Raw genomic sequence first — 26,088 nt, 5'->3', positions numbered from 1 at the left:
GCGGGTTGTGCCGTGGTCGCACGCGGGTTCCAGACTTGTCCGGTAACACGTCCATGCCGATACGATAACTATGTACCGCAGATCACCGTGGCGGACATGGTGTCCTGTCCTCCCATTTTTCAGGAGAGACAGGATGTCCACTCATCCCCCGACATTGCCCCGCGCGCCGGTCAGCGCCAGCCTTCACGGCAAGCTGCTGGAGCAGCTGATCCCCGATTGGCTGATTGCCGCTTCGCCCGCACGGCGAGCCGCGATGAAAGCAGCCAGTACCCGGCCAGCGCACGGCTATCACCATTTCCCGATTGATCAGCAACAAGCCTTGAAAGAGCGGGTCACGGCGGCCTTTGTCGCCCAGAGCCGACTCGACAAGACCATGGCCGGCCTTGAAAGCGTCGATGCATTTGCCCAGGCGTTGCTCGGCAAGGCACTCAAGGATCAGTTCAACGTCACGGTCGATCTCGGCAAAACCTTGCTGTGTCTCAGACGGCCCCTCGAACTCGGGGTGCTGGAAGTTGAAGTTTCCACGTTCGAAGTGTTGAAGCTGCCCTTGCTGCAAGCGGCATTGCACAACTTCGAGGCTTCGGAATGTGAAGCAGGTGCCTATCACGCCAGATCCGGTTTCGTGGTCGAGACGGCGACTCCGGGCGAGTTTCAGGCAGTAGACATCGGCATAACGGTCGGGCAGTTTCTGACGCTGTGTCGTTCGCTGGACGTCGGTGCCCGTTATCAGGCAAGGATCAAAGCGTTTTTCGAGAAAACCGACACCTTGCGCCGGCACTTCATTGCCAGCCAGAAAACCGCGTTGCGTGCCGCCGCTGAATGGGCGCTGCTGAAACAGGACATCGAACCCGCCGACTACCGGATGATTCTGTCGGTGGTGGACGGCCAGATCTATCCGCAACTCGGCGGCAAGGCCGTGTGGTTTCGTGATCTGAGCCTGATGAAGCGGCGGATGACCGGTTGCGTGGTGTTCAGCATCAGCGAGCGCTACCGCTATACCAACGAGTTCATCGTCTACATTCCCCATGACCCACAACACCCGCTCAAGCGCTACACCATGGCGCAGATGCGTGAGGTGTTCAAAGGCAAGTTCACCGCTGCTGACCCTACGGCTTCCGCGCCAGGCCCGACGGCTTACCAGCAGTTTTTCAGTCAGTTCGTGGCCTATGCCGACCGTCCTTACTATTTCAGTCAGTTCACCCAAAAGGCTGCGGACTCGCCGAGTGACCCGCTGCATTCGATCTGGGTCAAGGTCGCGCAGCTGATACCGCCACTGTCGACCATCGCGCGAATCAAGGAGCTGCCACCCGAAACCCCCGGCAAGCGCGAGCCGCAGCCTGACCCGTTTCTCGACCCGTTGCCGACCACGCGCAAAGGCGTGGCCGGGATCTGGGCCGACAACACCGATCTGGGGCAATACCTCTACGAACAGCACCGGGCCAAATTCATCGCCGATGCGCGGGCCCACGCCGTCCCCACTGCGGATGTCGATGCCCGGGTACGCGCAGAAAAACTCAGTCATCTGCTCGAGCTCGGCATGATGGCGTTGAATATGGTGTCGATGTTCGTCCCGGTACTGGGCGAAATCATGATGACCGTGATGGCCGGGCAACTGCTCTATGAATCATTCGAAGGCGCCATCGAATGGTCGGAAGGTGATCGCCAGGCTGCCAAGGCGCATCTGGTCGATGTGGCGCAGAACCTGGCGCTGATTGGCGTGATGGGCGCGGTGGGCAAGGGCGCAGGCCGACTTCAGGCGGCCTCCGCCGAGCCGGTGATCGAGCACTTGCAGCCGGTCGAACGACCTGATGGCTCGGTCCGCCTGTGGAAGCCTGACCTCGACGCTTATGTCAGCGACAGTGTCCTGCCGGCGAGTGCCGTGCCCGATGCGCAGGGCGTGTATCGATTCGACGGCAAGACCTTCATTCGCCAGCAGGGCAAGGTCTACCAGACGCACTACGACGAGACCCTGAAAAGCTGGCGCATCCGCAACCCGCATGATCCGGCGGCGTATCAACCGATCCTTGAGCACAATCGACTAGGGGCCTGGCGCCACAACCTGGAGCGACCGCTGAGCTGGGATCGACTGACCCTGCTGCGGCGCATCGGGCATTCGACTGAGGCGTTTTCGGATGCGCAACTGCTCGAAATAGCCGATGTCAGTGGTGTCAGTGATGAGGCCCTGCGTCAGATGCACCTCGAGCATCAGCCAGCGCCACTGGCCCTGGCCGATACGCTGCGCCTGTACGAGGCGGATCAGCAGGTCGGGCGGCTGATCGATCAGGTCGAACGAGGAACCCCCTTGGATGATTCGTATCTGTTGACGCTGCCAATGCTCACGCAAATGCCGCGCTGGCCGAGCGGAAAGATTCTGCAAGTCTTCGACGGAGCGCAGTTGTCGGGTCCCAGCCGGCTGTTCGGCGCGGAATCGGGCTCAATCGAGGGCCAGACGCATACACCGATCCAGGTGACCCGCGCCGAAGTGCTCGACGGCCAATTGCCTGAGCGTATTCTGGCCGCGCTGGATGAGCCGCAAACACGTTGGCTGCTGGGCGCCGAGCCGGCGCGTGTGGTCGAATCGCGGTCGCTGGAACTGCGCAAACAGATCGCCGATTACCTGCGCACCCGGCAACCGGCGATGTTCGACAGGCTCTATGACGAGCCCGCGTTGAACGACCGGCGAATCGCCAGGCTGCAAGCCGCGACACCGGGGTTGGGCAGTTCGGCGGCAATCCGCGTGCTGCTGGAGGCGAACGCCGAGGAGCTGGCGCGCCTGCAAAGCAGCAAGCGGGTGCCGTTGCGGCTGCTGGAGATCTCCCGTGAATTTGCCCGGCAACGCCGCTTCAACCACGCGGTCGCCGGCCTGCACATGGAGAATTCCGGCGGCAGCGAAAGCCAATGGCTGGCCTTGCGCGCCCTGGAACGACTGCCGGGCTGGTCGGACGAGGTGCGTCTCGAGGTGCGCGAAGGCAGCCTCGACGGGCCGTTGATTGACAGTATTGGCAGCGAAAGTGCCGGCCAAACCAAGTATCTGGTCAAGCGCGGGCCGGTCTATCAGGCGTACAACGAGCGCGGCGAAGAGCTGAACAGCATTCCGCGTCACGGCGACAACTTTTTTGCCTCAATCCTCCATGCCTTGCCCGACCAGTCGCGACAGGCCCTGGGTTTTACCCAGGTTGCGCGTAGCGCCGGACTGCGGCGGGCACTGATCCGGTATGTGGCCCGACACCGTGCGGAACTGGCTCGACTGGCGAGCAGACGCCATGGCCACAAGAAGCGCTTCAAGGCGCCGGTGCGGGTACGCCAGCATGGGCTGGGGTACTACGCCAGCGGTCGCGGCGAAGGCGTCAACCCGTTGCTGGTGACGCGTGTGCAGGATGTGTATCCGGCGCTCACCGATCAGCAGGCGGGCGGGTTCATCCTCAAACAATTGGCCGCTGGGCGGACTGACGCACAGATCTACGAACTGTTGCAAAGGCGCCTGCGTGAATGGCAGGAGCTCGAATCGACGCTGGCGCAATGGGAAGGTGTGCCGGCCCCGGAGCCGACGCTGGAGTCGATGATCGGCGGTCGATCCAGCGTGGTGCGCAGCTTCAAGCAGAGCTGGCGCAATTCGCCGCTGGCCGATAGTCACGCGAGTGCCGCACGCCTCGATCTGACCTGCGATGATCCGCTACCGGTGCTGACGGCGGACTTCTCGCATGTGCGCGATCTGCGAGTCAGGGGGCGGTGCATCACCGATGCCAACGTCGATGAACTGTTGGGCAGTTTCCCCAGGCTCAAGTCGCTGCGCATCAACGCCACCGCAGAAGCGTTCACCAACGTGCCGGCGGTGTTGCAGAACCTGCCGGAATTCACTGACCTGACGCTTTACAGCGCAATGCCCTATGCCGCCGATATGCCGGCACGCCTGGCTCAATTGACCCGGCTGGAAGCTTTGAGTGTCAGCACCTCGAGCTATCAGCCGCTGGCTTTCGACGTCAGCGGCATGCGTAATCTGCGCACACTGGAAATCGTCGCCTATTCATTGTTCGACTGGCCTGCGGGTGCGCTGGATTTACCGGCCCTGGAGCGTCTGAACCTCAGGGACACCGGAATCAGCACCGTGCCGGCAACACTGTTGCAGGGGCATGGAAAACTCTGGTCGGGGCTGTCGCTGGACTGGTCAAGATTCTCCCGGGAAAACTTCACGGGCGTGTACGAATACGTCAAGACTCATCCAGAACACCTGATCGATCGAGAAACGATGGTCAGGGATTATTGCCGTGGCGAGTTGCGGCGCCTGGGCGAGGGCGTGAATCAATCACCCGAGGGGGTGTTCAATCGTTTCTTCGAGCAATGGCCGGACGAGCAGCAGCGTTTCACCGCGATCAATGCCTTGAGCGATCAATATGCTGCGCTGGATAGCCAGCTCAATCAGTGGCAGCAGCGCGTGGTGGTGTCGGAAGAATCGCTGCGCGAACTCGTCGCGCGATCAAACCTGGCCCATGTCCTGAAAACCAGTTGGCGCAAGGGCATGTTCAAACGCTACGGCGCGACCATCAGTGCTTCGACCCTGGACTTGTCGGGGCTGATGCTCAGCGAACTGCCGGCATTACCCGCTGACGCATTTGCGCATGTACGCACGCTGCTGCTCAGTGGCCAGCGCGTTGCAGCCGTGCAGATGCGCGGTTTCCTCAGTGCGTTCAGCGAAGTACGAACCCTTGATCTGAGTGACAATGCCTTGCACGAATGGCCGATCGAGTCGCAAAGCCTTTCGCGCCTGGTGCACCTGGATCTGGCCGACAACCAGTTGACCGACGCTTCAGGCCTGGAGCGCGGATTGAGTGAATTGCCTGCGCTCGAACAGTTGAATCTGCGGAACAATCCGCTGAGCGAGATGAACGTTGGCAGCCTGCAGCGCTTGAAGGCCCTCGACCTGCAGGCAACGCACCTGCAACAGTGGCCGACAGGGGCCGATGGTCTGCCGCAACTGGCGTGGCTGGATCTGCGCGACACCCGTATCAGCACGCTGCCGCCTGCCGTGCTCGAGAGCACCGCACTGCTCAATACCAACCTGACCGGTACGCCGCTGACCGCCGCGGCGTCGGCTGAACTGCGTCTGGCGCAACGGCGGCTCGAAGACACCCTCGGCCTGCCTGCCGGCGCGCTGGATGCGTTTGCCCGGCAGCCAGTGCCGGCGACTTTTCCGCCGGCGGAGAACGGTGTATCAGTGGCCCGCCAGTTGCTGCCGCTGACGCAGGCACCGGTCAGTACCGGGCTGACACGGATGCGCCAGGACCTGCAGCGAGTGCAGCCGGCCCTTAGCGATGAACAAGCCACGCAAATGATCGAGGCGCTGCGCAATGAGGGTGCGACCGAAGTGCAGATCGGCGAGCGGATCACCGGTTGGAGTCAGACCTTTGAAACCCTCGTTCGCCAACTCAATGGCTGGCTGTATACCCGGGAAACCCGTGGCGTCGATTGGGTTATCTCCTCGCAATCACGCAGCCTGGCGGCGTGGCGCATCCTCACCTGCTGGCGCGCACGGTTATCGGTTGCCGGGGGCGATGCGGTTCTGGATCTCAACGGCCTGCAATTGGGCGATCTGCCGCCGCTGCCTGAGGACTTTGGGCATGTCGGCAGTTTGAACCTGACAGGCACACGAGTGACGGCCGAGGGCAGCAACGGCTTTCTCAAGGCTTTCACCCGCCTGCGCAGTCTGACCCTCAATGGCAATGAGCTCACCGCGCTGCCTGATGCCGTCCGGCAAATGCCGGAGCTTGAGCGACTCGAGCTTGCCAGCAACAACTTCAGTGACACCGAGCATCTGTATGCCGCGCTGTCCGGTCTGCAGCATCTGCAGGCACTGGACCTGGGCTACAACCATCTTGATGCGTTCGACGTCAGCTATTTCGAGCATTTGCAAAGTCTGGATCTGCGCAACAACAACCTGGCCGAATGGCCGGCCGGGACGCTGGATGCCCAGCACCTGCGGACACTCAACCTCAGTCGCAACGACATCACCGCCATCCCCGAACAGGCGCTGGACGGTGAGCACGATGAGCTGATGGACGGTACCGACCTGACTGACAACTACAACCTCTCGGAGGAATCCCTCGAAAGGCTCAGAACCTATCAGGCTGCGGGTAACCGCCCGCGAGTGCTCGGTTTTTCCAGTTCCGATCTGGAGGAAATGGCTGACGACGTTGCCGGCGGGCTGAGTGAAACCACCGACAGCATCGAGTCCGACGAAACCCTCCCGGGCGAACAGGCCCATGCGCAACAGAAAGCACCGTGGCTGGCGAATCTGCCGGCGGAGCAGGCGTTGGCACGCGACAAACTCTGGGATCAACTCGCTGCCGAACCGGATAGCGCGGCATTCTTCCATTTGCTTGACCGATTGCAGGACACCCAGGAGTTTCGCGTGGCCAACGCCGATCTGACCCGACGGGTGTGGATGGTCATGGAAGCGGCGGCGGCCAACAGTGAGCTGCGCGAGGTGATTTTCGCCGGCTCGGCCACACACGGGACTTGCGTGGACGGGCGCATCCTTACGTTCAGTGGTCTGGAGGGCAAGGTCTTCACTTACAACGCCTTGCTCGATTTGCCGGCCGGCCGTCCGGGAATCCGCGGCGAGGCCTTGTTGTCGCTGTCGCGGCAGCTGTTTCGGCTGGACAAGGTCGATGAGCTGGCAAAAGCGGCGGCGGCGCGCAGTGGTTTCGACGAAGCCGAAGTCCGCCTCGGTTACCGGATCGGTCTGACCGGGGGCTGGGACGATGGACTGGAATTGCCCGGGCAGCCGAAAAACATGAAATTTGCCTCCGGTGTCACCCCGCAGCAGTTGGTCAATGCGCGGGCCGAAGTGGTCAGCGCGGAACGCTCCGAGAGATTTCTGGAGGACCTGATCCAGCGCGATTACTGGCTGGACTATCTCAAGGAGCAGCAGCCCGAGGCGTTCCGGCAAATGGATGAACTGCAGTTGATGGAGGAGGGCGAGGACGAAGGTCTGAGTGCTGACGATCCGCTGTATCTGAGCAGGTTGTTCGACCAGGCGGCCGCGCGAAATGCCAGGCTCATCGAATTGTCGCGAGAGGAGATCGAACGGATCGGTTTGTCTGCCGGCAACGCACAAATGCCCGGTACGTCCGGGCAAATGTCAGGCGGGTAAAACCCGCTGAACGGTCAGTCCCCGGGAGGTTCGGGGACTGACCGTTGCGCTTATTCGTCGTAACCGAGGTTCGGCGCCAGCCAGCGCTCGGTCACGCTCAGTTCCTGACCTTTGCGCGAGGTGTAGCTCTGCACCTGATCCTTGTCGACCTTGCCGACTGCGAAGTATTGCGCCTGCGGATGGGCGAAGTACCAGCCGCTGACCGCTGCCGCCGGGAACATCGCGTAATGCTCGGTAAGGAACACGCCGCTGCGCCCGGCACGCATTTCGCTGGCTTCAGGATCGAGCAGGGTGAACAACGTGGCTTTCTCGGTGTGATCCGGGCAGGCCGGATAACCCGGTGCCGGACGGATACCGGAGTACTGTTCTTTGATCAGCGCGTCGTTGTCCAGCACCTCATCCTTGGCGTAACCCCAGTGCTCTTTGCGCACTTGCTGGTGCAGCCATTCGGCGCAGGCTTCGGCCAGACGGTCGGCCAGTGCCTTGACCATGATCGAGTTGTAGTCGTCGCCAGCATCCTGATAGGCCTTGGCGACTTCTTCGGCGCCGATGCCGGCGGTGGTGATGAAACCACCGACGTAGTCAGTCACTTCGCTGTCTTTCGGTGCAACGAAGTCGGCCAGCGAGAAGTTTGGTTTGCCGTCGGTCTTGATGATCTGCTGGCGCAGGTGATGCAGGCGCGCCATGGGCTTGCCGTCATCGCCGTACAGTTCGATGTCGTCGTCATGCACCTGATTGGCCGGCCAGAAACCGAACACTGCACGGGCGCTGATCAGCTTTTCGTCGATCAGCTTGGTGAGCATCTCGCGCGCGTCCTTGTACAGCGCGGTGGCGGCTTCACCGACCACTTCGTCTTCGAGGATGCGCGGGAATTTGCCGGCCAGGTCCCAGGAGATGAAGAACGGCGTCCAGTCGATGTACTCGGCCAGAACGTTGAGGTCGATGTTGTCCAGTACGCGGGTGCCGGTGAAAGTCGGTTTGACCGGCGTGTAGTTGGCCCAGTCGAACTGTGGCTTCTTGGCAATCGCCGCCGCGTAGCTCAGGCGCTCGGTACGGGCGCTGCGGTTGGCGGTGCGCTCACGCACATCGACGTATTCCAGACGGGTCTTCTCGACGAAACCGGCCTTGAGTTCCTTGGACAGCAACTGCGTCGCGACACCGACCGCACGCGAGGCGTCGGTCACGTAGACCACCGCATCGTTGCTGTACTTCGGCTCGATCTTCACGGCGGTGTGCGCCTTGGAGGTGGTCGCGCCACCAATCATCAACGGCAGATGGAAATCCTGACGCTGCATTTCACGGGCGACGTGGACCATCTCGTCCAGCGACGGGGTGATCAGGCCAGACAGGCCGATGATGTCGCACTTTTCTTCCTTGGCGACCTGGAGGATTTTCTCCGCCGGGACCATCACGCCGAGGTCGACGATGTCATAGCCGTTGCAACCCAGCACCACGCCGACGATGTTCTTGCCGATGTCGTGCACGTCGCCTTTTACCGTGGCCATCAGGATCTTGCCCTTGGCTTCCGGCTTGTCGCCTTTTTCCAGTTCGATGAACGGGATCAAATGCGCCACGGCTTGCTTCATCACGCGGGCGGATTTCACCACCTGCGGCAGGAACATTTTGCCGGCGCCGAACAGGTCGCCGACGATGTTCATGCCGGACATCAGCGGGCCTTCGATGACTTCGATCGGGCGGGCGAACGACTGGCGCGACTCTTCGGTGTCTTCGACGATGTGCGTGGTGATGCCCTTGACCAGCGCATGCTCCAGACGCTTGTTGACGTCCCAGCTGCGCCACTCTTCGGTCTCGGCTTCCTTGACGCTGCCGTCGCCCTTGTACTTGTCGGCGATGGCGAGGAGGGCGTCGGTGCCTTCCGGTGTGCGGTTGAGGATCACGTCTTCGACGGCGTCACGCAGCTCCTGCGGGATCTGGTCGTAGATTTCCAGCTGACCGGCGTTGACGATACCCATGGTCAGGCCGGCGCGGATCGCGTACAGCAGGAACACCGAGTGAATCGCTTCACGCACCGGGTTGTTGCCACGGAACGAGAACGACACGTTGGACACGCCGCCGGAACTCAGCGCATACGGCAGCTCGTCGCGGATGTAGGCACAGGCGTTGATGAAGTCCACAGCGTAGTTGTTGTGTTCTTCGATGCCGGTGGCCACGGCGAAGATGTTCGGGTCGAAGATGATGTCTTCCGGCGGGAAGCCGACTTCGTTGACCAGAATGTCGTAGGAGCGTTTGCAGATTTCTTTCTTGCGCGCTTCGGTGTCGGCCTGGCCGGCTTCGTCGAACGCCATCACCACCACCGCAGCGCCGTAGCGTTTGCACAGCTTGGCGTGATGGATGAATTGCTCGACGCCTTCTTTCATGCTGATCGAGTTGACGATGCCCTTGCCCTGAATGCACTTCAGACCGGCTTCGATCACTTCCCATTTCGAGGAGTCGATCATGATCGGTACGCGGGAGATGTCCGGTTCCCCGGCGATCAGATTGAGGAAGGTCACCATGGCCTTCTTCGAATCGAGCATGCCTTCGTCCATGTTGATGTCGATCACCTGCGCGCCGGCCTCGACCTGCTGCAGGGCGACTTCCAGGGCTTCGGTGTAGTTGTCTTCACGGATCAGACGGGCGAACTTGGCGGAACCGGTGATGTTGGTGCGCTCGCCGACGTTGACGAACAACGAGCTGCGATCGATGGTGAACGGTTCCAGGCCCGAGAGGCGGCAGGCCTTGGGGATGTCCGGAATCTGCCGCGGTGCGTAACCGGCCACGGCCTTGGCGATGGCTTCGATGTGGCCCGGGGTGGTGCCGCAGCAGCCGCCGACGATATTGAGGAAGCCGCTCTGGGCGAACTCTTCGATGACTTTGGCGGTTTGCGCCGGCAACTCGTCGTACTCGCCGAACTCATTCGGCAAACCGGCGTTCGGGTGCGCGGAAACGTGAGTGCTGGCCTTGTTCGACAGCTCTTCCAGGTATGGGCGCAGCTCACTGGCGCCGAGGGCGCAGTTGAGGCCGACCGAGATCGGCTTGGCGTGGGCAACGGAGTTCCAGAACGCTTCGGTGGTCTGGCCCGACAGGGTGCGGCCGGACGCATCGGTGATGGTCCCGGAAATCATGATCGGCAGTTCGATGTGCAGCTCTTCGAACACCCCTTGCACGGCGAAGATCGCGGCTTTGGCGTTGAGGGTGTCGAAGATGGTTTCGATCAGGATCAGGTCGACGCCGCCCTCGATCAGGCCCTTGGTGGCCTCGGTGTAGTTCTCCACCAGTTCATCGAAGGTGACGTTGCGGTAGCCGGGGTTGTTCACGTCTGGCGACAGCGAGCAGGTGCGGCTGGTCGGGCCGAGCACGCCGGCGACGAAACGCGGCTTGTCCGGGTTCTCGGCGGTCTTGGCGTCGGCCACCTTGCGCGCCAGTCGTGCGCCTTCTACGTTTAATTCGTACGCCAGCTCTTCCATGCCGTAGTCGGCCATGGAAATGCGCGTGGCGTTGAAGGTGTTGGTTTCCAGAATGTCGGCGCCGGCATCCAGATAAGCCTTTTCGATGCCGCCGATCACGTCCGGACGGGTAATCACCAGCAGGTCGTTGTTGCCCTTGACGTCACTCGGCCAGTCAGCGAAGCGTTTGCCGCGATAATCCTGCTCCTCGAGCTTGTAGCTCTGGATCATCGTGCCCATGCCGCCGTCGAGAATCAGGATGCGCTCTTTGAGGGCTTGCTTGAGAGCTTGAAGGCGGACGCTGCGATCGGACATTGGGACTACTCGAAAAGACCATGACGAAGGGCCGGGATCATAACAAACCTGTGCGCTTTTGGAGCACGTGCTGCTTTTGCATGAATATCGTTCATGTTGGTACGAGCGTCATACTGTAGAATCGCGGGCGTTTTTTTCACGATCGGGATCATGGGCATGTCGTACCGCGTCATCAGCATTTTCTTGCTGTTCTTAAGCTGGGGCGCCATTGCGCAGGAACCCGCGATCTCACCTTCTATTTCATATACGCGTGACATCCAGCCAATCTTCACCGAGAAGTGTGTGGCCTGCCACGCCTGCTACGACTCGGCGTGCCAGCTCAATCTGGGCAGCGGCGAAGGCGCAGGGCGGGGTGCAAGCAAGATGCCGGTCTACGACGGCGAACGCACTCAGGCGGCGCCGACCACGCGGCTGTTCTACGACGCCTTCGGCAAACGTGCCTGGCAGCAGAAGGGCTTCTATTCGGTACTCGACGCTCAGGGCAGCCAAGCGGCGCTGATGGCGCGGATGCTGGAACTGGGCCACAAAACCCCGCTGACCCCGAATGCCAAGCTGCCGGAAGACATCGTGCTCGGCCTGCAACGGGAAAACATGTGCGCGATGCCCGCCGAGTTTGACGGCTATGCCGGCGCCCACCCGAAAGAAGGCATGCCGCTGGCGGTGACCGGGCTGACCGATCAGCAATACCAGACCCTGCAACGCTGGCTGGCGTCCGGTGCGCCGATCGACGAGCAGGGGCTGGCGCCGAGCGCCAAGGAAGCGCTGCAAATCGTCCAGTGGGAAAACCTGCTCAATGCGCCGGGGGCGCGGCAGAGTCTGGTCGGGCGCTGGCTGTTCGAACACTGGTTCCTCGCGCATATCTATTTCAAGGACGGCGAGCCGGGGCACTACTTCCAGTGGGTGCGTTCGCGCACGCCGACAGGGCAGCCGATCGACCTGATCGCCACCCGCCGCCCGAATGACGATCCGGGCACTCAGGTGTATTACCGCTTGTGGCCGGTGCAAGGGGTGATCGTGCACAAGACCCACATCACCTATCCGCTGAGTGCGGCGAAGATGGCGCGGGTCAAGAGTCTGTTCTACAGCGGCAACTGGCAGGTCAACGCGCTGCCGGGTTACGGCCCGCAGAGCCGGGCCAACCCGTTCGCCACCTTCGAGGCGATTCCGGCGCAGGCGCGTTATCAGTTCATGCTCGATAACGCTGAATACTTCGTCCGCACCTTCATTCGCGGGCCGGTGTGCCGTGGGCAGATTGCGACGGATGTGATCCGCGATAACTTCTGGGCGCTGTTCCAGGCTCCGGAACATGATCTGTACATCACCGACCCCAACTATCGCGGCCAGGCCACGCCGTTGCTGGCAATGCCTGGGCAGAACGATGACGTCGGCAGTGTGCTGAGCCTGTGGCACAACTACCGTAACAAGCGCAACGAATACGAAGCCCTGCGCCGCGACAGTTACGCCGAACTGCCGGCTCCGAGCTGGTCAACCCTGTGGGCCGGCAACGACAACGCGCTGCTGAGCATTTTCCGCCACTTCGACAGTGCGTCGGTGACCAAAGGCCTGATCGGCGAAGTGCCACAGACCATGTGGCTGTTCGACTATCCACTGCTGGAGCGCACCTATTATCAGTTGGCGGTCAACTTCGATGTGTTCGGCAACGTCTCCCATCAGGCGCAGACGCGTCTGTATTTCGACCTGATCCGCAACGGCGCCGAGCAGAACTTCCTGCGCCTGATGCCGGCCGATTCCCGCGAGGACTACCTCGATGATTGGTACCAAAGCAGCGGCCAGTTCAAGATGTGGCTCGACTATGAGGCGATCGACGACGACAAACCGACCGCGCTGAAACTCGATCCGAAGGACCCGAAATACGATTTCGCCATGCAGTTGCTGGCGCGTTACGGCGACCTCAATGCGCGGCCGGATCCGATCAACCGCTGTGACGGCGCCTACTGCTCGCGGCCGAATATCGACCCGGCGCTACAGAACGCCGAGCAGGCACTCAGTCGCCTGACCTCGCGTCCGGCCGCCGGTTTGAAGGTGATCGACCAATTGCCGGAAGCAACCATGCTGCGCATCGAAACTCGCAGCGGCAAACGCGAGATGTACAGCCTGCTGCGCAACCGTGCGCACAGTAACGTGGCGTTCCTGTTGGGCGAGTCGCTGCGCTATCAGCCAGGGCTGGACACCTTGACCATCTACCCGGGCGTACTGAGCAGCTATCCGAATTTCATCTTCAACATTCCAGCCGAACAAGTGCCGGAGTTTGTCGATGCCATGGAGAATGCCAAGGATGCCGATCGTTTCGAGAAAATCGTCGAACGCTGGGGGATTCGTCGCAGTCATCCGCAATTCTGGTTCTATTTCCACGACCTGAGCCAATACCTCCACGAAACCGATCCGGTGGAAGAGGGCGTGCTGGACATGAACCGCTACCAGAATCTTTGATCGTTTAATACAGGCCTGCTGTCCCAATTCTTAGCAACACCGCACATTCCCTGTAGGAGTGAGCCTGCTCGCGATGGCGTCAGTCCATTCAGAATGGTTGTTGCCTGACATGCCGTCATCGCGAGCAGGCTCACTCCTACAAGGGGGCGGTGGTGGTTTTGAGAGTTGTGGACAGGAGCCGATCATGTTGATTTCAGTGCAGGCCCTGCGGGCGCTTGCCGCGTGGACGGTGGTCTGTCACCACTTCATGCAGATTTTCTTCGACTTCAAGGCGCGCGGCCCGGTCGGGCAGTTCTTCATCGACAAGGGCGCAGTCGGCGTCGATGTTTTCTTCGTCATCAGTGGTCTGGTGATTTTCCTCTCCACCGAAAGCAAAGCGCTGCCTCCGGCGCGGTTTCTGCTGTATCGGTTGTTTCGCATTGTCCCGGCGTACTGGCTGTACACGCTGTTGATGGCGTTGCTGGTGCTGTTCGCCCGGCCAATGTTGCCGGATCAGACGGTGGACTGGGCGCATTTCCTCGCGTCGCTGTTATTCATTCCTGCGCAAAACCCCGGCGGTTACGGGATTTATCCGACGCTGAATGTCGGCTGGACGCTCAACTACGAAATGCTCTTCTATGTGTTGTTTGCATGCGCGCTGGTGTTCCGCTGGCAGGTGCGCTTGCTGGTGGTCGCCGCGTTGCTGTTTTCGGTGTGTCAGGCGTTCGGCTGGCTTAACGAGTTTTACCGTTCCGACATCGTCTACGAGTTTCTGCTGGGGATCGGCATTGGCGTGCTCTATCGCCGGGGCTGGATTGGCGCCGGCCTGTGGCTGCCGCTGTTGGCGATGGGCGCTGCGATGATGGCGATCTATCACCTGGCACCGGCGCCAAGGTTATTGAACTGGGGCGTGCCGAGCGCGGTGCTGGTGATGGCTTGCATGGCGCTGGAGCGCTACGTCGAGCGCAATCGGGTGATGAAATGGCTCGGTGACTGTTCCTATTCGGTGTATCTGATGCACGTGTTGGTGTTGTCGGTTGGTGGTTTTAACGCGCGACGCTACGGAATCAACCCGTATCTGATGTTCATCGTCTGCGCTCTGGCGATTGGCGTGGGGTCATGGTTGAGCTACGAATGGGTGGAAAAACGCAGCTATCAGTGGCTTAAAGCGCGGATCGAGGGCGAACCGGTCAGCGCACCTGTCGAGAATCTTTCCCGACAAAAATACTAGGACTTTGTCCGGCGCAATGATTGGCGTAAACTGCGCCCAAGCCTGCGAGGAGTTTCCATGACCGCTATTACCATTACCGACGCCGCCCACGATTACCTGGCCGATCTGCTCTCCAAGCAGAACACTCCAGGCATCGGCATCCGCGTCTTCATCACCCAGCCTGGCACCCAGTACGCCGAAACCTGCATTGCCTACTGCAAGCCGGGCGAAGAAAAACCTGAAGATACCGCGCTGGGGCTGAAAAGCTTCACCGCCTATATCGATTCGTTCAGCGAAGCGTTCCTTGACGACGCCGTCGTCGATTACGCCACCGACCGCATGGGCGGCCAACTGACCATCAAGGCGCCAAACGCCAAAGTCCCGATGGTCAATGCCGACAGCCCGGTCAACGAGCGCATCAACTACTACCTGCAAACCGAAATCAACCCGGGGCTGGCCAGCCACGGCGGTCAGGTCAGCCTGATCGATGTGGTCGAGGACGGCATTGCCGTGCTGCAGTTCGGCGGCGGCTGCCAGGGCTGCGGCCAGGCCGACGTGACCCTGAAGGAAGGCATCGAGCGCACCTTGCTCGAGCGTATTCCAGAGCTCAAAGGTGTGCGCGACGTGACCGACCACACGCAGAAAGAAAACGCCTACTACTAAGGTGTTCGCTGCGGACATGAAAAACGGCGCCCCGTGAGCGCCGTTTTTTTTTGCGTGAAATTCAATGACGCCTTCGCGAGCAAGCCCGCTCCCACATTTGAGCGCATTCCAAATGTGGGAGCGGGCTTGCTCGCGAAAGGGCCTTCATGGGCGATAGAGGTGCGCATGCCCCGCGCGATACAGCGACGACTCGCTAAACACCTCACTCCCCAACACCCGTCCCACCAGAATCAACGCCGTGCGCCGAAACCCTTTGGCCGCAACCTTCGCGGCAATATCCGCCAGCGTCCCCACCACCCAGTCCTGATCCGGCCACGTCGCCCGGTGAATCACCGCAATCGGGCAATCCGCGCCGTAATGCGGCAGCAGTTCGGCGATGATTTTCTGCAGATGATTGACCCCCAGATGAATCGCCATGGTCGCGCCATGCTGCGCCAGACTGCTCAGCTCCTCACCCGCCGGCATTGCGGTCTTGTCCGCGTAGCGGGTCAGAATCACGCTCTGCGACACGTCCGGCAGTGTCAGTTCCGCGCCTAGCAAGGCTGCACACGCTGCGGTCGCGGTGACGCCGGGAATGATCTCGAACGGAATATTCAGCTCGCGCAGATAACGAATCTGCTCGCCAATCGCGCCATACAGACTCGGATCACCCGAATGCACCCGCGCTACGTTCTGGCCCTTGGCATGGGCGGATTTGATCAGTTCAATGATCTGCTCCAGATGCAATTCGGCGCTGTTGACCACGGTTTCAGCCTGATGCCCCTCCAGCACCGCAGCCGGTACCAGCGAGCCTGCGTAGATGATCACCGGGCAACTGCGGATCAGCCGCTGACCTTTGACAGTGATCAATTCCGGGTCGCCGGGGCCGGCGCCGATGAAGTAGACAGTCATGAAGAAATCCTGTGAAAAACGGGGCAGGGCAACGCTTCAGATGAAGATTGCTCATGATCAAACGGGGCGATTATCGGGATTTTACGCAGCGCCGGCCAATGCCAAGGTCGCCTGAGCGTATTTTTGCCGGGAAATCAGCAGCTTTGCCGGTGCCTGAATCAACTGCTCGGCAAGGGCCAGGGCAGCACTTTCCGCCACCCCGTAGCAACCGGTGCGCTCATAGGCGATCTGCGAATGGTGACTGAGTCGCTGCTGGTAACTGGCCAGTTCGTCGCTGCTGAAATACAACAACGGCAACGCCAGTTGGCTGGCCAGTTCCTGCAGGCCGGGTTCATCGCGTTTAAGATCGATACTGGCCAAGGCCTTGACCGCTTCAAGTTCTATACGATGCGCCTGCAACGCCTGATCGAGTAACGCGCGCAGCGTGCTGACCGGGCAGCCGCGCTGGCAGCCCAGGCCGACCACAAAGGTCGGCGCTGCGCGGTCATCGGTCATGCGTGGTATTGACCATCGCTTTTGCGGCGGAACAACCAGGCGCTGATCAGGCCCAGGGCCAGCCAGAACGCCACGTTGGTCAACTGCGAAGCGATTTTGAACTGGGCTTCCAGCGCCTCCGGGGCGAGCATCGAATGCACTTCCGGTTGTGGCGCGCCGATCACGTGCGGCACGGCGAGGATCGCCACGCCCAGCAGCTTCATCAGCCAGTGGCGGCTGAACACAATCAACGCCAGGCCAACAGCGGTGGAAGCGGCGGTGCCGATCCACCAGGTTTGCCGCGACGCCAGATCGGCTGCAGCGGTGCCCGGCAGTTCAGGCGGCAGGCCCAGGGTCGGCGCGAGGACGAAGGTCGCGTAACCGGCCAGGCCCCAGAGCAGGCCTTGCGAGGTTTTGGTCGGTGCACGCAGGGTGTACAGGCCAGCGAGCATCAGGGCGAAACCGACCGCCACCACCAGGTTGCCGCCGGTGGTCGAGACCACGCGTTGCCAGCCGTCTTCCGGCTCCCAGGCTTCGGCGTCATGGGTGTGTGCGGCCGTGCCGGCGGCGTGTTCGTGAACGGCCACCGGTTCGGACTTCTCGAAGGTTTCGGCCTGCAGAATCAGTGGCGAGACCCAGAAGCTTTGCAGCAACGTCAGCAGCAGGGCGGCCAGCAGGCCGGTGAAGCCTGCGGTTTGCGCGATACGCTTGATCATGTCTGCAGGTCTCAGTGGCACGGGAACGCGGCGCTGTGGCGGGTATCGTGAGCGGCGTTGTGCACCGCTTCGATGTGCGAGAAACCGGCGAAGTACACAAGGCTGGCACCCAGAATCGACGCGAAAATCGCGGCGGTCAGGCGTTGGCTCAAGGTGGCGGTGCTGGAGATTTTGTCGGTGTTGCTGCCGGTGCTGCTGATGATCGACATGGCGCTTCCCTCTGGAGTGTCAGCGGGTGATATAGAGCGCATGAAAACCCCTGCGGGTCGGGCACGCAAAGGTTCGAACAGCGCCCGCCCACCGCGGGTTTGTTATGTTCAGCGACGCACAATGCGCACTGTGTGTTGCGGGCCGGTCTCCGGGCTCACGAGGGGTTGGCGTCTGGCCGACCTGCAAGCGTCACCTTCCCATGCCGTATGGCACAGTGGATCTGACGCTTCGCTCGCTTACCGTTGCGGGGGCAGCACCGGACTGACATGGCTTTGAGTAAAGCACATGATTCACCGGTTTCCCGTTTCACCCTCTGAAGGGCACCCGTAACAAGTTGTGTAGGAGAGCATGGGTTGGGGAATTTAGTCAATTTTGGGGGTGGATCCGTTGCTGCGGTAACGGCCACTTAGGGTTCCGCCCTTACGGCGGGTCACTTTTGGCAAACGCCCCAAAAGTAACCAAAAGGTCTATGCCCTGACGTTCGGCCCTCGCCTAGGCTCGGGTTCCTTCGCTGCGGGATTCATCCGGGGGGCAGCGCCTACGGTTTGCTTCGCTGCACCTCCTCTCGCTGTGTTTGGCTGCGCCAAACGGTCGCTGCGCTCCCACCCCGGATAAATCCCTCCACTCAGCCTGCCGACGGGCCCTCAGATCAAAAGCGGTACTCGAGCTAACGCTCATTGTGTTGAGTGGGGCGGCTTCGCCGCATGGGGCTGTACACAATCTAAACTGTGGGAGCGGGCTTGCTCGCGAAGGCGGCCTGACAGCCGACCAATCTCTAACTGAATACACTCACTCCCGTGTAGGAGCTGCCGAAGGCTGCGATCTTTTGATCTGCTTTGGCTTTGGCTTTGGCTTTGGCTTTGGCTTTGGCTTTGGCTTTGGCTCTGGCTCTGGCTCTGGCTCTGGCTCTGGCTTTTGATGTGGCTTTTGATCTTCTGCCCCTTCGGCAGGCCGAGTGTAGGTGTTCATCCGGGGGTTAGGCGCGCAGCGCCATGCGGCGAAGCCGCATACATCGAGAGGAGGTGCAGCGAAGCAAACCGGAGGCGATGCCCCCTGATGGACACCGTAGCGAGGGAACACTGAGCCTCAGCGAAGTGCCGTACGCCGGGGCAAAGCCTTTTGGGTTACCTTTTCGGCGTTTGGAAAAGGTGACTCGCTGTAAGAGCGAAACCGCCAGAGGCAACACCCGAAGGAACGGATATGCCCCCAAACCCCAAACCTCAAACCCGGCGTTTGGAAAAAGTGACCGCTGTAAGAGCGAAACCATAGGAGGCCGTTACCGCAGCAACGGATATGCCCCCAATCCAAAAAAAAACCAAAGCATTGACCCATCCTCAAGCCATGCGTAGCCTTGCGCTTTCGAGGTTCTTCGGCCCACGCCGAAGCTAAGAAGGGAACGCGGTCAAAGCCGCGGCTGCCCCCGCAACTGTGAACGGTGAAGTTCGTTGCCACGCCACTGCCAGCTCAATCCACTGAGCCCGCGGGAAGGCGCAACGAACGCCGGGCCCAAAGCCCGAACACCGTCAGCCAGGAGACCTGCCTCGTCACAGATTTCTCACTACAACCGGGCGGGGTGATCCGGTGGCGAATTCTTCCGCGCGCACGTTCGCAGCGGATCTCGTCCCGTATGCCCGCCACCTTGCGAAAGGGCATCCGATGAAAACACTGGCCAAACTCCCCGTCACCATCGTCACCGGTTTTCTCGGCTCGGGCAAAACCACCTTGCTGCGGCACATGCTCGACAACGCTCAGGGCCGTCGCATCGCCGTGATCGTCAACGAATTCGGCGAACTGGGCATCGACGGTGAGATCCTCAAGCAATGCACCATCGGCTGCACCGAAGAAGAAGCCACTGGCCGCGTCTACGAACTGGCCAACGGTTGCCTGTGCTGCACGGTGCAGGAGGAGTTCTTCCCGGTGATGCGTGAACTGGTCGCCCGTCGCGGTGACCTCGATCACATCCTGATCGAGACGTCCGGTCTGGCCCTGCCAAAACCGCTGGTACAAGCCTTCCAGTGGCCGGAAATCCGCAGCGCCTGCACCGTGGATGCGGTGATCACCGTGGTCGACAGCCCGGCCGTGGCCGCCGGAACCTTCGCCGCGTTCCCGGATCAGGTCGATGCCCAGCGCAAACTCGACCCGAACCTGGATCACGAATCGCCACTTCATGAGCTGTTCGCCGACCAACTGGCCAGCGCCGATCTGGTGATCCTCAACAAGGCCGACCAGACCAGCGCCGAAGATCTGGCTCGCGTTCGCGCCGAAGTCGCTGAAGAACTGCCGCCAGCGGTGAAAATCATCGAAGCCAGCAACGGTCGCCTGCCGCTGGACGTGCTGATCGGCCTCGGTGCCGGATCCGAAGAACATATCGACAGCCGCCACAGCCATCACGATCACCACCACGACGGTGATGACGACCACGATGACCACGATCACGACGCCTTTGATTCGATCTCGATCGAACTGCCACAAGCCGACGAAAGCCTGCTGCTCGACGCGCTGACGCAACTGGTTGTGCAGCACGGCATTCTGCGCGTGAAGGGCTTCGCGGCGATTCCGAACAAGCCGATGCGCCTGTTGATTCAGGGCGTGGGCACGCGTTTCGACAAGCACTTCGACCGCCAGTGGGGCGCTGACGAAGCGCGCGTCACCCGTCTGGTGCTGATCGGTCAGGAACTCGACGCCGCGCAACTCGAAGCGCAACTGCGCGCCGCGCTCAGCGTTTAAGCCATGCACCTGCTCAGGACCCAGCCCGGCGGTTTCGTGTCGGATGACAACATTGCCGACCTTGGACAAACCCCCGCCGAGCTGGTGATCCTGTGCAGCGGCGACTCCAGCCTGGCGCTGCTCGCCGAAGCGGCGCAGCAATTGCCCGAGGATTACCCGAGCCTGCGCCTGGCCAATCCGATGCAGGTGCAGAATCACGCCTCGGTCGATCTGTATGTCGATGAGGTGTTGCGGCACGCCAAGGTCATTCTGATTTCGCTGCACGGCGGCATCGCTTATTGGCGTTATGGCGTCGAGCGACTGGTGGAGTTGTCCGAGCGCGGGGTGCAGGTGATTCTGGTACCGGGGGATGATCGTCCCGACCCGGAACTCAGCGACCTGAGCACCGTGCCCGCCGAAGATCGCGACCGTCTCTGGCAGTTCTTGCGTCAGGGTGGCATGGGCAATGCGCTGGACTTCTTCCATTGCCTGGCCAACCGCTGGCTGGCGCGCGACTACGCCTGGGGTGAGCCGCAAGCGCTGCCGCGTACGGCGATTTACCAGCCACAGAAAAACACCGCCGCACTGAGCGACTGGCAAGCCGAATGGCTGCCCGGTCAACCGGTCGCGGCGGTGTTGTTTTATCGATCGCATTTGCAAGCGGCGAACACCGCATTCATCGATGTGTTCTGCCAGCGCTTGCAGGCGGCGGGGCTCAATCCGTTGCCGATCGCGGTCGCCAGCCTGAAAGAACCCGGCTGTCTGAGCGTGGTCGAGGACTGGCTGGACGAGGTCGAGGCGGCGGTGATTCTCAACACCACCGGTTTCGCGCAGTCCAGCCCGGAAGCCCCGCACCTGCGGCCCTTCCGGCGCAATATTCCGGTGATTCAGGCGATCTGCGCCCAGGACAACGAACCGGGTTGGCGCGACAGCGAGCAGGGCCTTGGCCCGCGAGATCTGGCAATGCACATCGCCTTGCCGGAACTCGACGGGCGCATCATCAGCCGCCCGATCAGCTTCAAGGACCTGGCCTGGCGCAGCGAGCGCAGCCAGTCCGACGTGGTCTGCTATCGGGCGCAACCCGAACGCATGGATTTCGTCGCTGAACTGGCGCGGCGCTGGAGCGATCTGGCGCGGCTGCCGAACACGGAAAAACGCATCGCGCTGATCCTCGCCAACTACCCGACCCGCGATGGTCGAATCGGCAATGGCGTCGGTCTGGACACGCCGGCGGCGGCATTGAATATCCTGCGCGCGTTGCAGGCGGAAGGCTTCCCGTTGACGGCGGAGTTGCCGGACAGCGGCACCGAGCTGATCCAGCAATTGCTCGGCGGCGTCAGCAACGACCTCGACAGCATCGACCTGCGTCCGTGCCAGCAAAGCCTGGCGATGGATGCCTATCTGGCGATGTTCAATGCGCTGCCGGAAGCCAATCGCGCGGCGGTGCTGGAACGCTGGGGCGCGCCGCAAAACGATCCGATGTGCCGCGACGGGCGGATGATGATCGCCGGGCTGCGTTTTGGCCTGACCTTCGTCGGCATTCAACCGGCGCGCGGTTATCAGGTCGATCCGAGTGCGGTGTACCACGACCCGGATCTGGTGCCGCCGCACGGCTATCTGGCGTTCTATTTCTGGCTGCGTAACACCTACGGTGCGCACGCAGTGATTCACGTCGGCAAGCACGGAAACCTCGAATGGTTGCCGGGCAAGGGCGTCGGCCTTTCGGAAAATTGCTGGCCCGACGCATTGCTCGGGCCGCTACCGAACATCTATCCGTTTATCGTCAACGATCCGGGCGAGGGTGCCCAGGCCAAACGGCGCACGCAAGCGGTGATCATCGACCACTTGATGCCGCCGCTGACCCGCGCCGAAACCTACGGCCCGCTGCGCAATCTGGAATTGCTGGCCGACGAATATTACGAGGCGCAACTGCTCGATCCGCGTCGCGCCCGCGAGCTGCAGCGCGACATTCTGCAACTGGTGCGCGAAACGCAGATCGACCGCGAACTGCAACTCGACGCCGGTCTGGACAGCGACGCCGATGCAGCGATCTGGCTGCCGCGTCTGGATACCTATCTGTGTGACCTGAAGGAATCGCAGATCCGCGATGGCCTGCACATTTTCGGCGAGTCGCCGACCGGACGTTTGCGCATCGACACGCTACTGGCGTTACTGCGTATCCCGCGTGGCGACGGCAAGGGTGCGCAGTCGAGTCTGCTGCGGGCGTTGGCCAAGGCGTTTGAGTTGGGCTTTGATCCGCTGGATTGTGTGCTTGCCGATCCGTGGAGCGGCCCGCGTCCGCCAGAGCTGCAAAGCGTCAGCGACGAAGTCTGGCGCAGCGCCGGTGACACCCGCGAACGCCTTGAGCTATTCGCCACCCAACTGATCTCCGAAACAGTGCACGCCCTTTGTAGGAGTGAGCCTGCTCGCGATAGCGGTGTGTCATTCAACACTGAATTGCCTGACCTGACGCCATCGCGAGCAGGCTCACTCCTACAGGAACCGAGGGGGGCTGAAGTGAGGGCAATCATTGATAGCCTGCGCGAAGTCGTCGCCCCACGCCTCGACGCCTGCGGCCCCGCCGAAATGCGCGGTCTGCTCGACGCCCTCAGCGGCCGCTTCGTCCCCGCCGGCCCAAGCGGCGCGCCCAGTCGTGGCCGTCTCGACGTGTTGCCCACCGGGCGCAACTTCTACTCGGTGGACGTACGTAATCTGCCGACCACCACCGCGTGGCGCATCGGATTCCAGTCCGCCACGCTGATTCTCGAGCGGCACCTGCAAGATCACGGCGATCACCTGCGCCAGCTCGGTTTATCGGTGTGGGGCACGGCGACCATGCGCACTGGCGGTGACGACATCGCCCAGGCCATGGCGTTGATGGGCGTGCGTCCGGTCTGGGCCACCGGCAGTCAGCGCGTTGATGACTTCGAAATTCTGCCGCTGAGCCTGCTCGACCGGCCACGAGTCGATGTCACGCTGCGGGTCTCGGGCTTCTTCCGCGATGCCTTTGCCAATTTGATTCGGCTGTTCGACGCGGCAGTGCAAGCGGTAGCGGCGCTGGACGAGCCGGATGACCTCAATCCGCTGGCCGCCAAAGTCCGCGCCGAGCGTGAGGCGCTGCTGCAATCGGGGCTGGATGCCGACGCGGCGCGGCGCCAGGCCGGCTGGCGGATCTTCGGCGCCAAACCCGGAGCCTATGGCGCGGGCGTACAGGGCGCCATCGACGGTCGCCTGTGGCAGACCCGCGAGGATCTGGCCGAGGTCTACCTGAACTGGGGTGCCTACGCGTACGGCGGGGCAGACGAGGGCACCGCCGCCCGCGAGCAGTTCGTCCAGCGTCTGAGTCAGGTGCAAGCGGTGCTACAGAACCAGGACAATCGCGAGCACGACTTGCTCGATTCCAACGACTATTACCAGTTTCAGGGCGGCATGCTCGCGGCGGTGGAAACCCTGCGCGGCGAAGCGGCGGCGAGTTATCACGGCGATCACAGCCAGCCGGATCTGCCGAGAATCCGTACCCTGAAAGAAGAGCTGAACCGGGTGATCCGCTCGCGGGCGGCCAATCCGAAATGGATCGACGGGGTCAAGCGTCATGGCTATAAAGGCGCCTTCGAACTGGCGGCGACAGTCGATAACCTGTTCGCTTTCGACGCCACCACGCAACTGATCGACGATCATCAGTACGCGTTGCTGGCAGATGCCTATCTGCTCGATCCGGCGACCCGCGATTTTGTTCGTGAACACAATCCGCATGCGCTGCGTGATATGACCGAGCGCATGCTGGAAGCGCAGCAGCGCGGGATGTGGCAGGAACCCGGCGTGTATAAAGAAGCACTGGAAAACCTGCTGCTGGATATAGAAGAAGACACCTGACACACCACAACATTTTGTAGGAGTGAGCCTGCTCGCGATAGCGGTGTATCAGCCAACCTATTTGTCGCTGACCCACCGCTATCGCGAGCAGGCTCACTCCTACATTGAAATGAATTCACACCGACCATGACCGAGTATTGAAGATGACCGACACCCCGCATTTCCCGCTCTCCGCCGTGGTCGGCGCCGATGACCTGAAACTCGCGCTGTGCCTGACCGCCATCGACCCGAAAATCGGTGGCGTGCTGATCGAAGGCCCGCGCGGCATGGCCAAATCGACCCTGGCCCGTGGCTTGGCTGATCTGCTGGCGAGCGGACAGTTCGTCACGCTGCCATTGGGCTCCACCGAAGAGCGTCTGGTCGGCACTCTTGATCTCGACACGGCGCTGAGTGAAGGACGGGCGCAGTTTTCTCCCGGTGTTTTGGCCAAGGCTGACGGCGGTGTGCTGTACGTCGATGAAGTGAACCTGCTGCCGGATCATCTGGTGGACCTGCTGCTCGATGTGGCAGCCAGCGGCACCAACCTGATCGAGCGCGACGGTATTTCCCATCGGCATTCGGCGCGATTTGTATTGATCGGCACGATGAACCCGGAAGAGGGCGAACTGCGTCCGCAACTGCTTGACCGGTTCGGCCTGAACGTCGCCCTTAGCGGCCACACCGCGCCGACCGAACGCGGGCAGATCATCCGCCGCCGCCTGGATTTCGACAGCGATCCACAGGCGTTCTGCGCGCAGTGGGAAGCCCGGCAGCAAGCGCTGCGCGAACGCTGTGAACAGGCGCGCATCGCCTTGGCGAGCATTGCGCTGGACGACGACGCGTTGGCGAACATCACCGAGCGTTGTTTTGCGGCGGGTGTCGATGGCTTGCGTGCCGATCTGGTCTGGCTGCGGGCGGCCCGTGCGCACGCAGCATGGCGCGGCGCTGCAGCGATTGCCGAGCAGGACATCGACGCCGTGGCGGAATTTGCCCTGCGGCATCGCCGTCGCGAATCCCCTTCTTCCAGCCCTCAGCCACCCGCGCAGAGCCCGGCCAAATCCCAGGCTGAACCAAGCGAGGGGCAGGGGCAGTGGGGTGATATGCCCGCCCCGGCACTGGCCACTGGCGCTCGCCGCGAAGTGCCGAGCTGGCCAAAAAAGTAACCGGCATTCGTCCCCGATCCGACGCGGGGGCGAATGCCAGACCCCGCGCCGGACGCCTCGACCACGGACGCCAGGGCCAGCGCCACGCTGCGCGCAGCGGCCTGGTGAACTGGCCGGGCACGCTGCTCAATGGTCGGCCGCAGACTCGTGAAGATCTGCAGTTCCAGTTGCGTACTCGAACTCCCCATGAGCTGTGGCTGGTGATCGTTGATGCCTCGGCTTCAACGCGTCGGCATCAGGCGCTGAGCGATGCCAAGGGGTTGCTCGCGCAATTGTTCGATGATGCTTATCGGCAGCGCGCGCGACTGGCCTTGCTGACCGCCAGCGGCAGCGCGCCGAAATGGCAGGTGCAAGGTCTGAAAGCATCGAGTGGCTTGCGCACCTGGCTGGAGGCGTTGGGGGCGGGCGGCGGCACGCCGTTGGTGGCGGCGTTGACGCAGGCACAGCAATGGCTGGTGCAGCGACAAAAGCGCTTCCCGGCCGAGCAGCAGCGCTTGCTGGTGGTCACGGATGGGCGTTTGAAAGCCTTACCGTCGATGCCGCCGCTGGAGTGTCCGGGGCTGTTGATCGACATTGAGCGTGGGCCCATCCGATTGGCACGGGCGCGGGAATTAGCGGCGGCGCTGAATGCGGATTATCGGCATATTGATGATGTGTGAAGTCTGAGCGGGCCTCTTCGCGAGCAGGCTCGCTTGTATGTTTAGACTTGAAGGGGTGGGCGGGACTACAGACTCGATTCTGACTCTGACCAGTACAGACCGTGGGAGACTTCTCGTCCCGCCCCTTCTACCCAAAGCGCCAATAAGGAATTCATCGGTAAACCGACGACAGAGACAAGCCAGCGCAACGGTAGACCCCAACA

Annotated in this window: 13 protein-coding genes and 2 riboswitches; of the genes, 8 read left to right on the top strand and 5 right to left on the bottom strand. The window is 61.8% G+C overall.

The features are described 5' to 3' along the window. Window positions 1-133 precede the first annotated feature (133 nt). Entirely contained in the window at window positions 134-7,150 is a 7,017-nt protein-coding gene (locus E4T63_RS15380; protein WP_135295921.1) for an NEL-type E3 ubiquitin ligase domain-containing protein, read from the top strand. 50 nt (window positions 7,151-7,200) lie between these two features. On the opposite strand, the gene metH is transcribed toward E4T63_RS15380, so the two are convergent. Beyond that, window positions 7,201-10,911 carry a methionine synthase gene (metH, locus tag E4T63_RS15375; protein ID WP_027613709.1) on the bottom strand — a complete coding sequence of 1,237 codons (3,711 nt, stop codon included), beginning with the start codon at window positions 10,909-10,911 and terminating at the stop codon, window positions 7,201-7,203. A gap of 156 nt (window positions 10,912-11,067) precedes the next feature. Here metH and E4T63_RS15370 point away from each other — a divergent pair, with 156 nt between their 5' ends. From E4T63_RS15370 to nfuA, 3 genes are all read left to right on the top strand, one after another. Continuing rightward, window positions 11,068-13,362 (top strand): fatty acid cis/trans isomerase, encoded by a 2,295-nt coding sequence (locus E4T63_RS15370; RefSeq protein WP_135295920.1) that lies wholly within the window; start codon window positions 11,068-11,070, stop codon window positions 13,360-13,362. A 184-nt stretch (window positions 13,363-13,546) separates the two neighbouring features. Next, complete coding sequence (locus tag E4T63_RS15365; protein WP_135295919.1) at window positions 13,547-14,572, top strand: acyltransferase family protein; 1,026 nt, start codon at window positions 13,547-13,549, stop codon at window positions 14,570-14,572. Window positions 14,573-14,629: 57 nt separating this feature from the next. Continuing rightward, window positions 14,630-15,214 carry a Fe-S biogenesis protein NfuA gene (nfuA, locus tag E4T63_RS15360; protein ID WP_003225494.1) on the top strand — a complete coding sequence of 195 codons (585 nt, stop codon included), beginning with the start codon at window positions 14,630-14,632 and terminating at the stop codon, window positions 15,212-15,214. Window positions 15,215-15,358: 144 nt separating this feature from the next. Here the strand turns inward: nfuA and cobM are convergent, their stop codons facing one another. From cobM to E4T63_RS15340, 4 genes are all read right to left on the bottom strand, one after another. Then, entirely contained in the window at window positions 15,359-16,105 is a 747-nt protein-coding gene (gene cobM / locus E4T63_RS15355; RefSeq protein WP_135295918.1) for a precorrin-4 C(11)-methyltransferase, read from the bottom strand. Window positions 16,106-16,186: 81 nt separating this feature from the next. Further along, a complete protein-coding gene (locus E4T63_RS15350) occupies window positions 16,187-16,600 on the bottom strand; it encodes a cobalamin biosynthesis protein (RefSeq protein WP_041072679.1) in 414 nt (137 codons plus the stop codon). After that, entirely contained in the window at window positions 16,597-17,295 is a 699-nt protein-coding gene (locus E4T63_RS15345; protein WP_027613714.1) for a CbtA family protein, read from the bottom strand. The genes E4T63_RS15350 and E4T63_RS15345 overlap by 4 nt, the downstream gene beginning before the upstream one ends. Window positions 17,296-17,306: 11 nt before the next feature. Continuing rightward, window positions 17,307-17,504: a CbtB domain-containing protein gene (locus E4T63_RS15340; RefSeq protein WP_003225486.1), complete on the bottom strand. Its 198-nt coding sequence runs from the start codon at window positions 17,502-17,504 to the stop codon at window positions 17,307-17,309. A gap of 123 nt (window positions 17,505-17,627) precedes the next feature. Further along, window positions 17,628-17,848, bottom strand: a riboswitch (cobalamin riboswitch). A 1,002-nt stretch (window positions 17,849-18,850) separates the two neighbouring features. Further along, window positions 18,851-19,063, top strand: a riboswitch (cobalamin riboswitch). 98 nt (window positions 19,064-19,161) lie between these two features. Here E4T63_RS15340 and cobW point away from each other — a divergent pair. The 4 genes from cobW (at window position 19,162) to E4T63_RS15315 (ending at window position 25,885) form a co-directional block, all read left to right on the top strand. Beyond that, window positions 19,162-20,232 (top strand): cobalamin biosynthesis protein CobW, encoded by a 1,071-nt coding sequence (gene cobW / locus E4T63_RS15335; protein WP_095136192.1) that lies wholly within the window; start codon window positions 19,162-19,164, stop codon window positions 20,230-20,232. Between the two features lie 3 nt (window positions 20,233-20,235). Beyond that, complete coding sequence (cobN, locus tag E4T63_RS15330) at window positions 20,236-24,084, top strand: cobaltochelatase subunit CobN (protein WP_135295917.1); 3,849 nt, start codon at window positions 20,236-20,238, stop codon at window positions 24,082-24,084. 143 nt (window positions 24,085-24,227) lie between these two features. Then, a complete protein-coding gene (locus E4T63_RS15320; protein WP_135295916.1) occupies window positions 24,228-25,226 on the top strand; it encodes an ATP-binding protein in 999 nt (332 codons plus the stop codon). Further along, entirely contained in the window at window positions 25,211-25,885 is a 675-nt protein-coding gene (locus E4T63_RS15315; RefSeq protein ID WP_167797099.1) for a VWA domain-containing protein, read from the top strand. The genes E4T63_RS15320 and E4T63_RS15315 overlap by 16 nt, the downstream gene beginning before the upstream one ends. The last annotated feature ends 203 nt before the right edge of the window (window positions 25,886-26,088 follow it).

The sequence above is a fragment of the Pseudomonas fluorescens genome (assembly GCF_004683905.1).
Taxonomy (GTDB): domain Bacteria; phylum Pseudomonadota; class Gammaproteobacteria; order Pseudomonadales; family Pseudomonadaceae; genus Aquipseudomonas; species Aquipseudomonas putida_A.
This window is presented reverse-complemented; position numbering and strand designations above follow the sequence as displayed.

Bases quoted from the DNA above. Each gene is read 5' to 3' on its own strand.
- E4T63_RS15380 (WP_135295921.1), top strand. From the start codon at position 134: ATGTCCACTCATCCCCCGACATTGCCCCGCGCGCCGGTCAGCGCCAGC.
- metH (WP_027613709.1), bottom strand. From the start codon at position 10,911: ATGTCCGATCGCAGCGTCCGCCTTCAAGCTCTCAAGCAAGCCCTCAAA.
- E4T63_RS15370 (WP_135295920.1), top strand. From the start codon at position 11,068: ATGTCGTACCGCGTCATCAGCATTTTCTTGCTGTTCTTAAGCTGGGGC.
- E4T63_RS15365 (WP_135295919.1), top strand. From the start codon at position 13,547: ATGTTGATTTCAGTGCAGGCCCTGCGGGCGCTTGCCGCGTGGACGGTG.
- nfuA (WP_003225494.1), top strand. From the start codon at position 14,630: ATGACCGCTATTACCATTACCGACGCCGCCCACGATTACCTGGCCGAT.
- cobM (WP_135295918.1), bottom strand. From the start codon at position 16,105: ATGACTGTCTACTTCATCGGCGCCGGCCCCGGCGACCCGGAATTGATC.
- E4T63_RS15350 (WP_041072679.1), bottom strand. From the start codon at position 16,600: ATGACCGATGACCGCGCAGCGCCGACCTTTGTGGTCGGCCTGGGCTGC.
- E4T63_RS15345 (WP_027613714.1), bottom strand. From the start codon at position 17,295: ATGATCAAGCGTATCGCGCAAACCGCAGGCTTCACCGGCCTGCTGGCC.
- E4T63_RS15340 (WP_003225486.1), bottom strand. From the start codon at position 17,504: ATGTCGATCATCAGCAGCACCGGCAGCAACACCGACAAAATCTCCAGC.
- cobW (WP_095136192.1), top strand. From the start codon at position 19,162: ATGAAAACACTGGCCAAACTCCCCGTCACCATCGTCACCGGTTTTCTC.
- cobN (WP_135295917.1), top strand. From the start codon at position 20,236: ATGCACCTGCTCAGGACCCAGCCCGGCGGTTTCGTGTCGGATGACAAC.
- E4T63_RS15320 (WP_135295916.1), top strand. From the start codon at position 24,228: ATGACCGACACCCCGCATTTCCCGCTCTCCGCCGTGGTCGGCGCCGAT.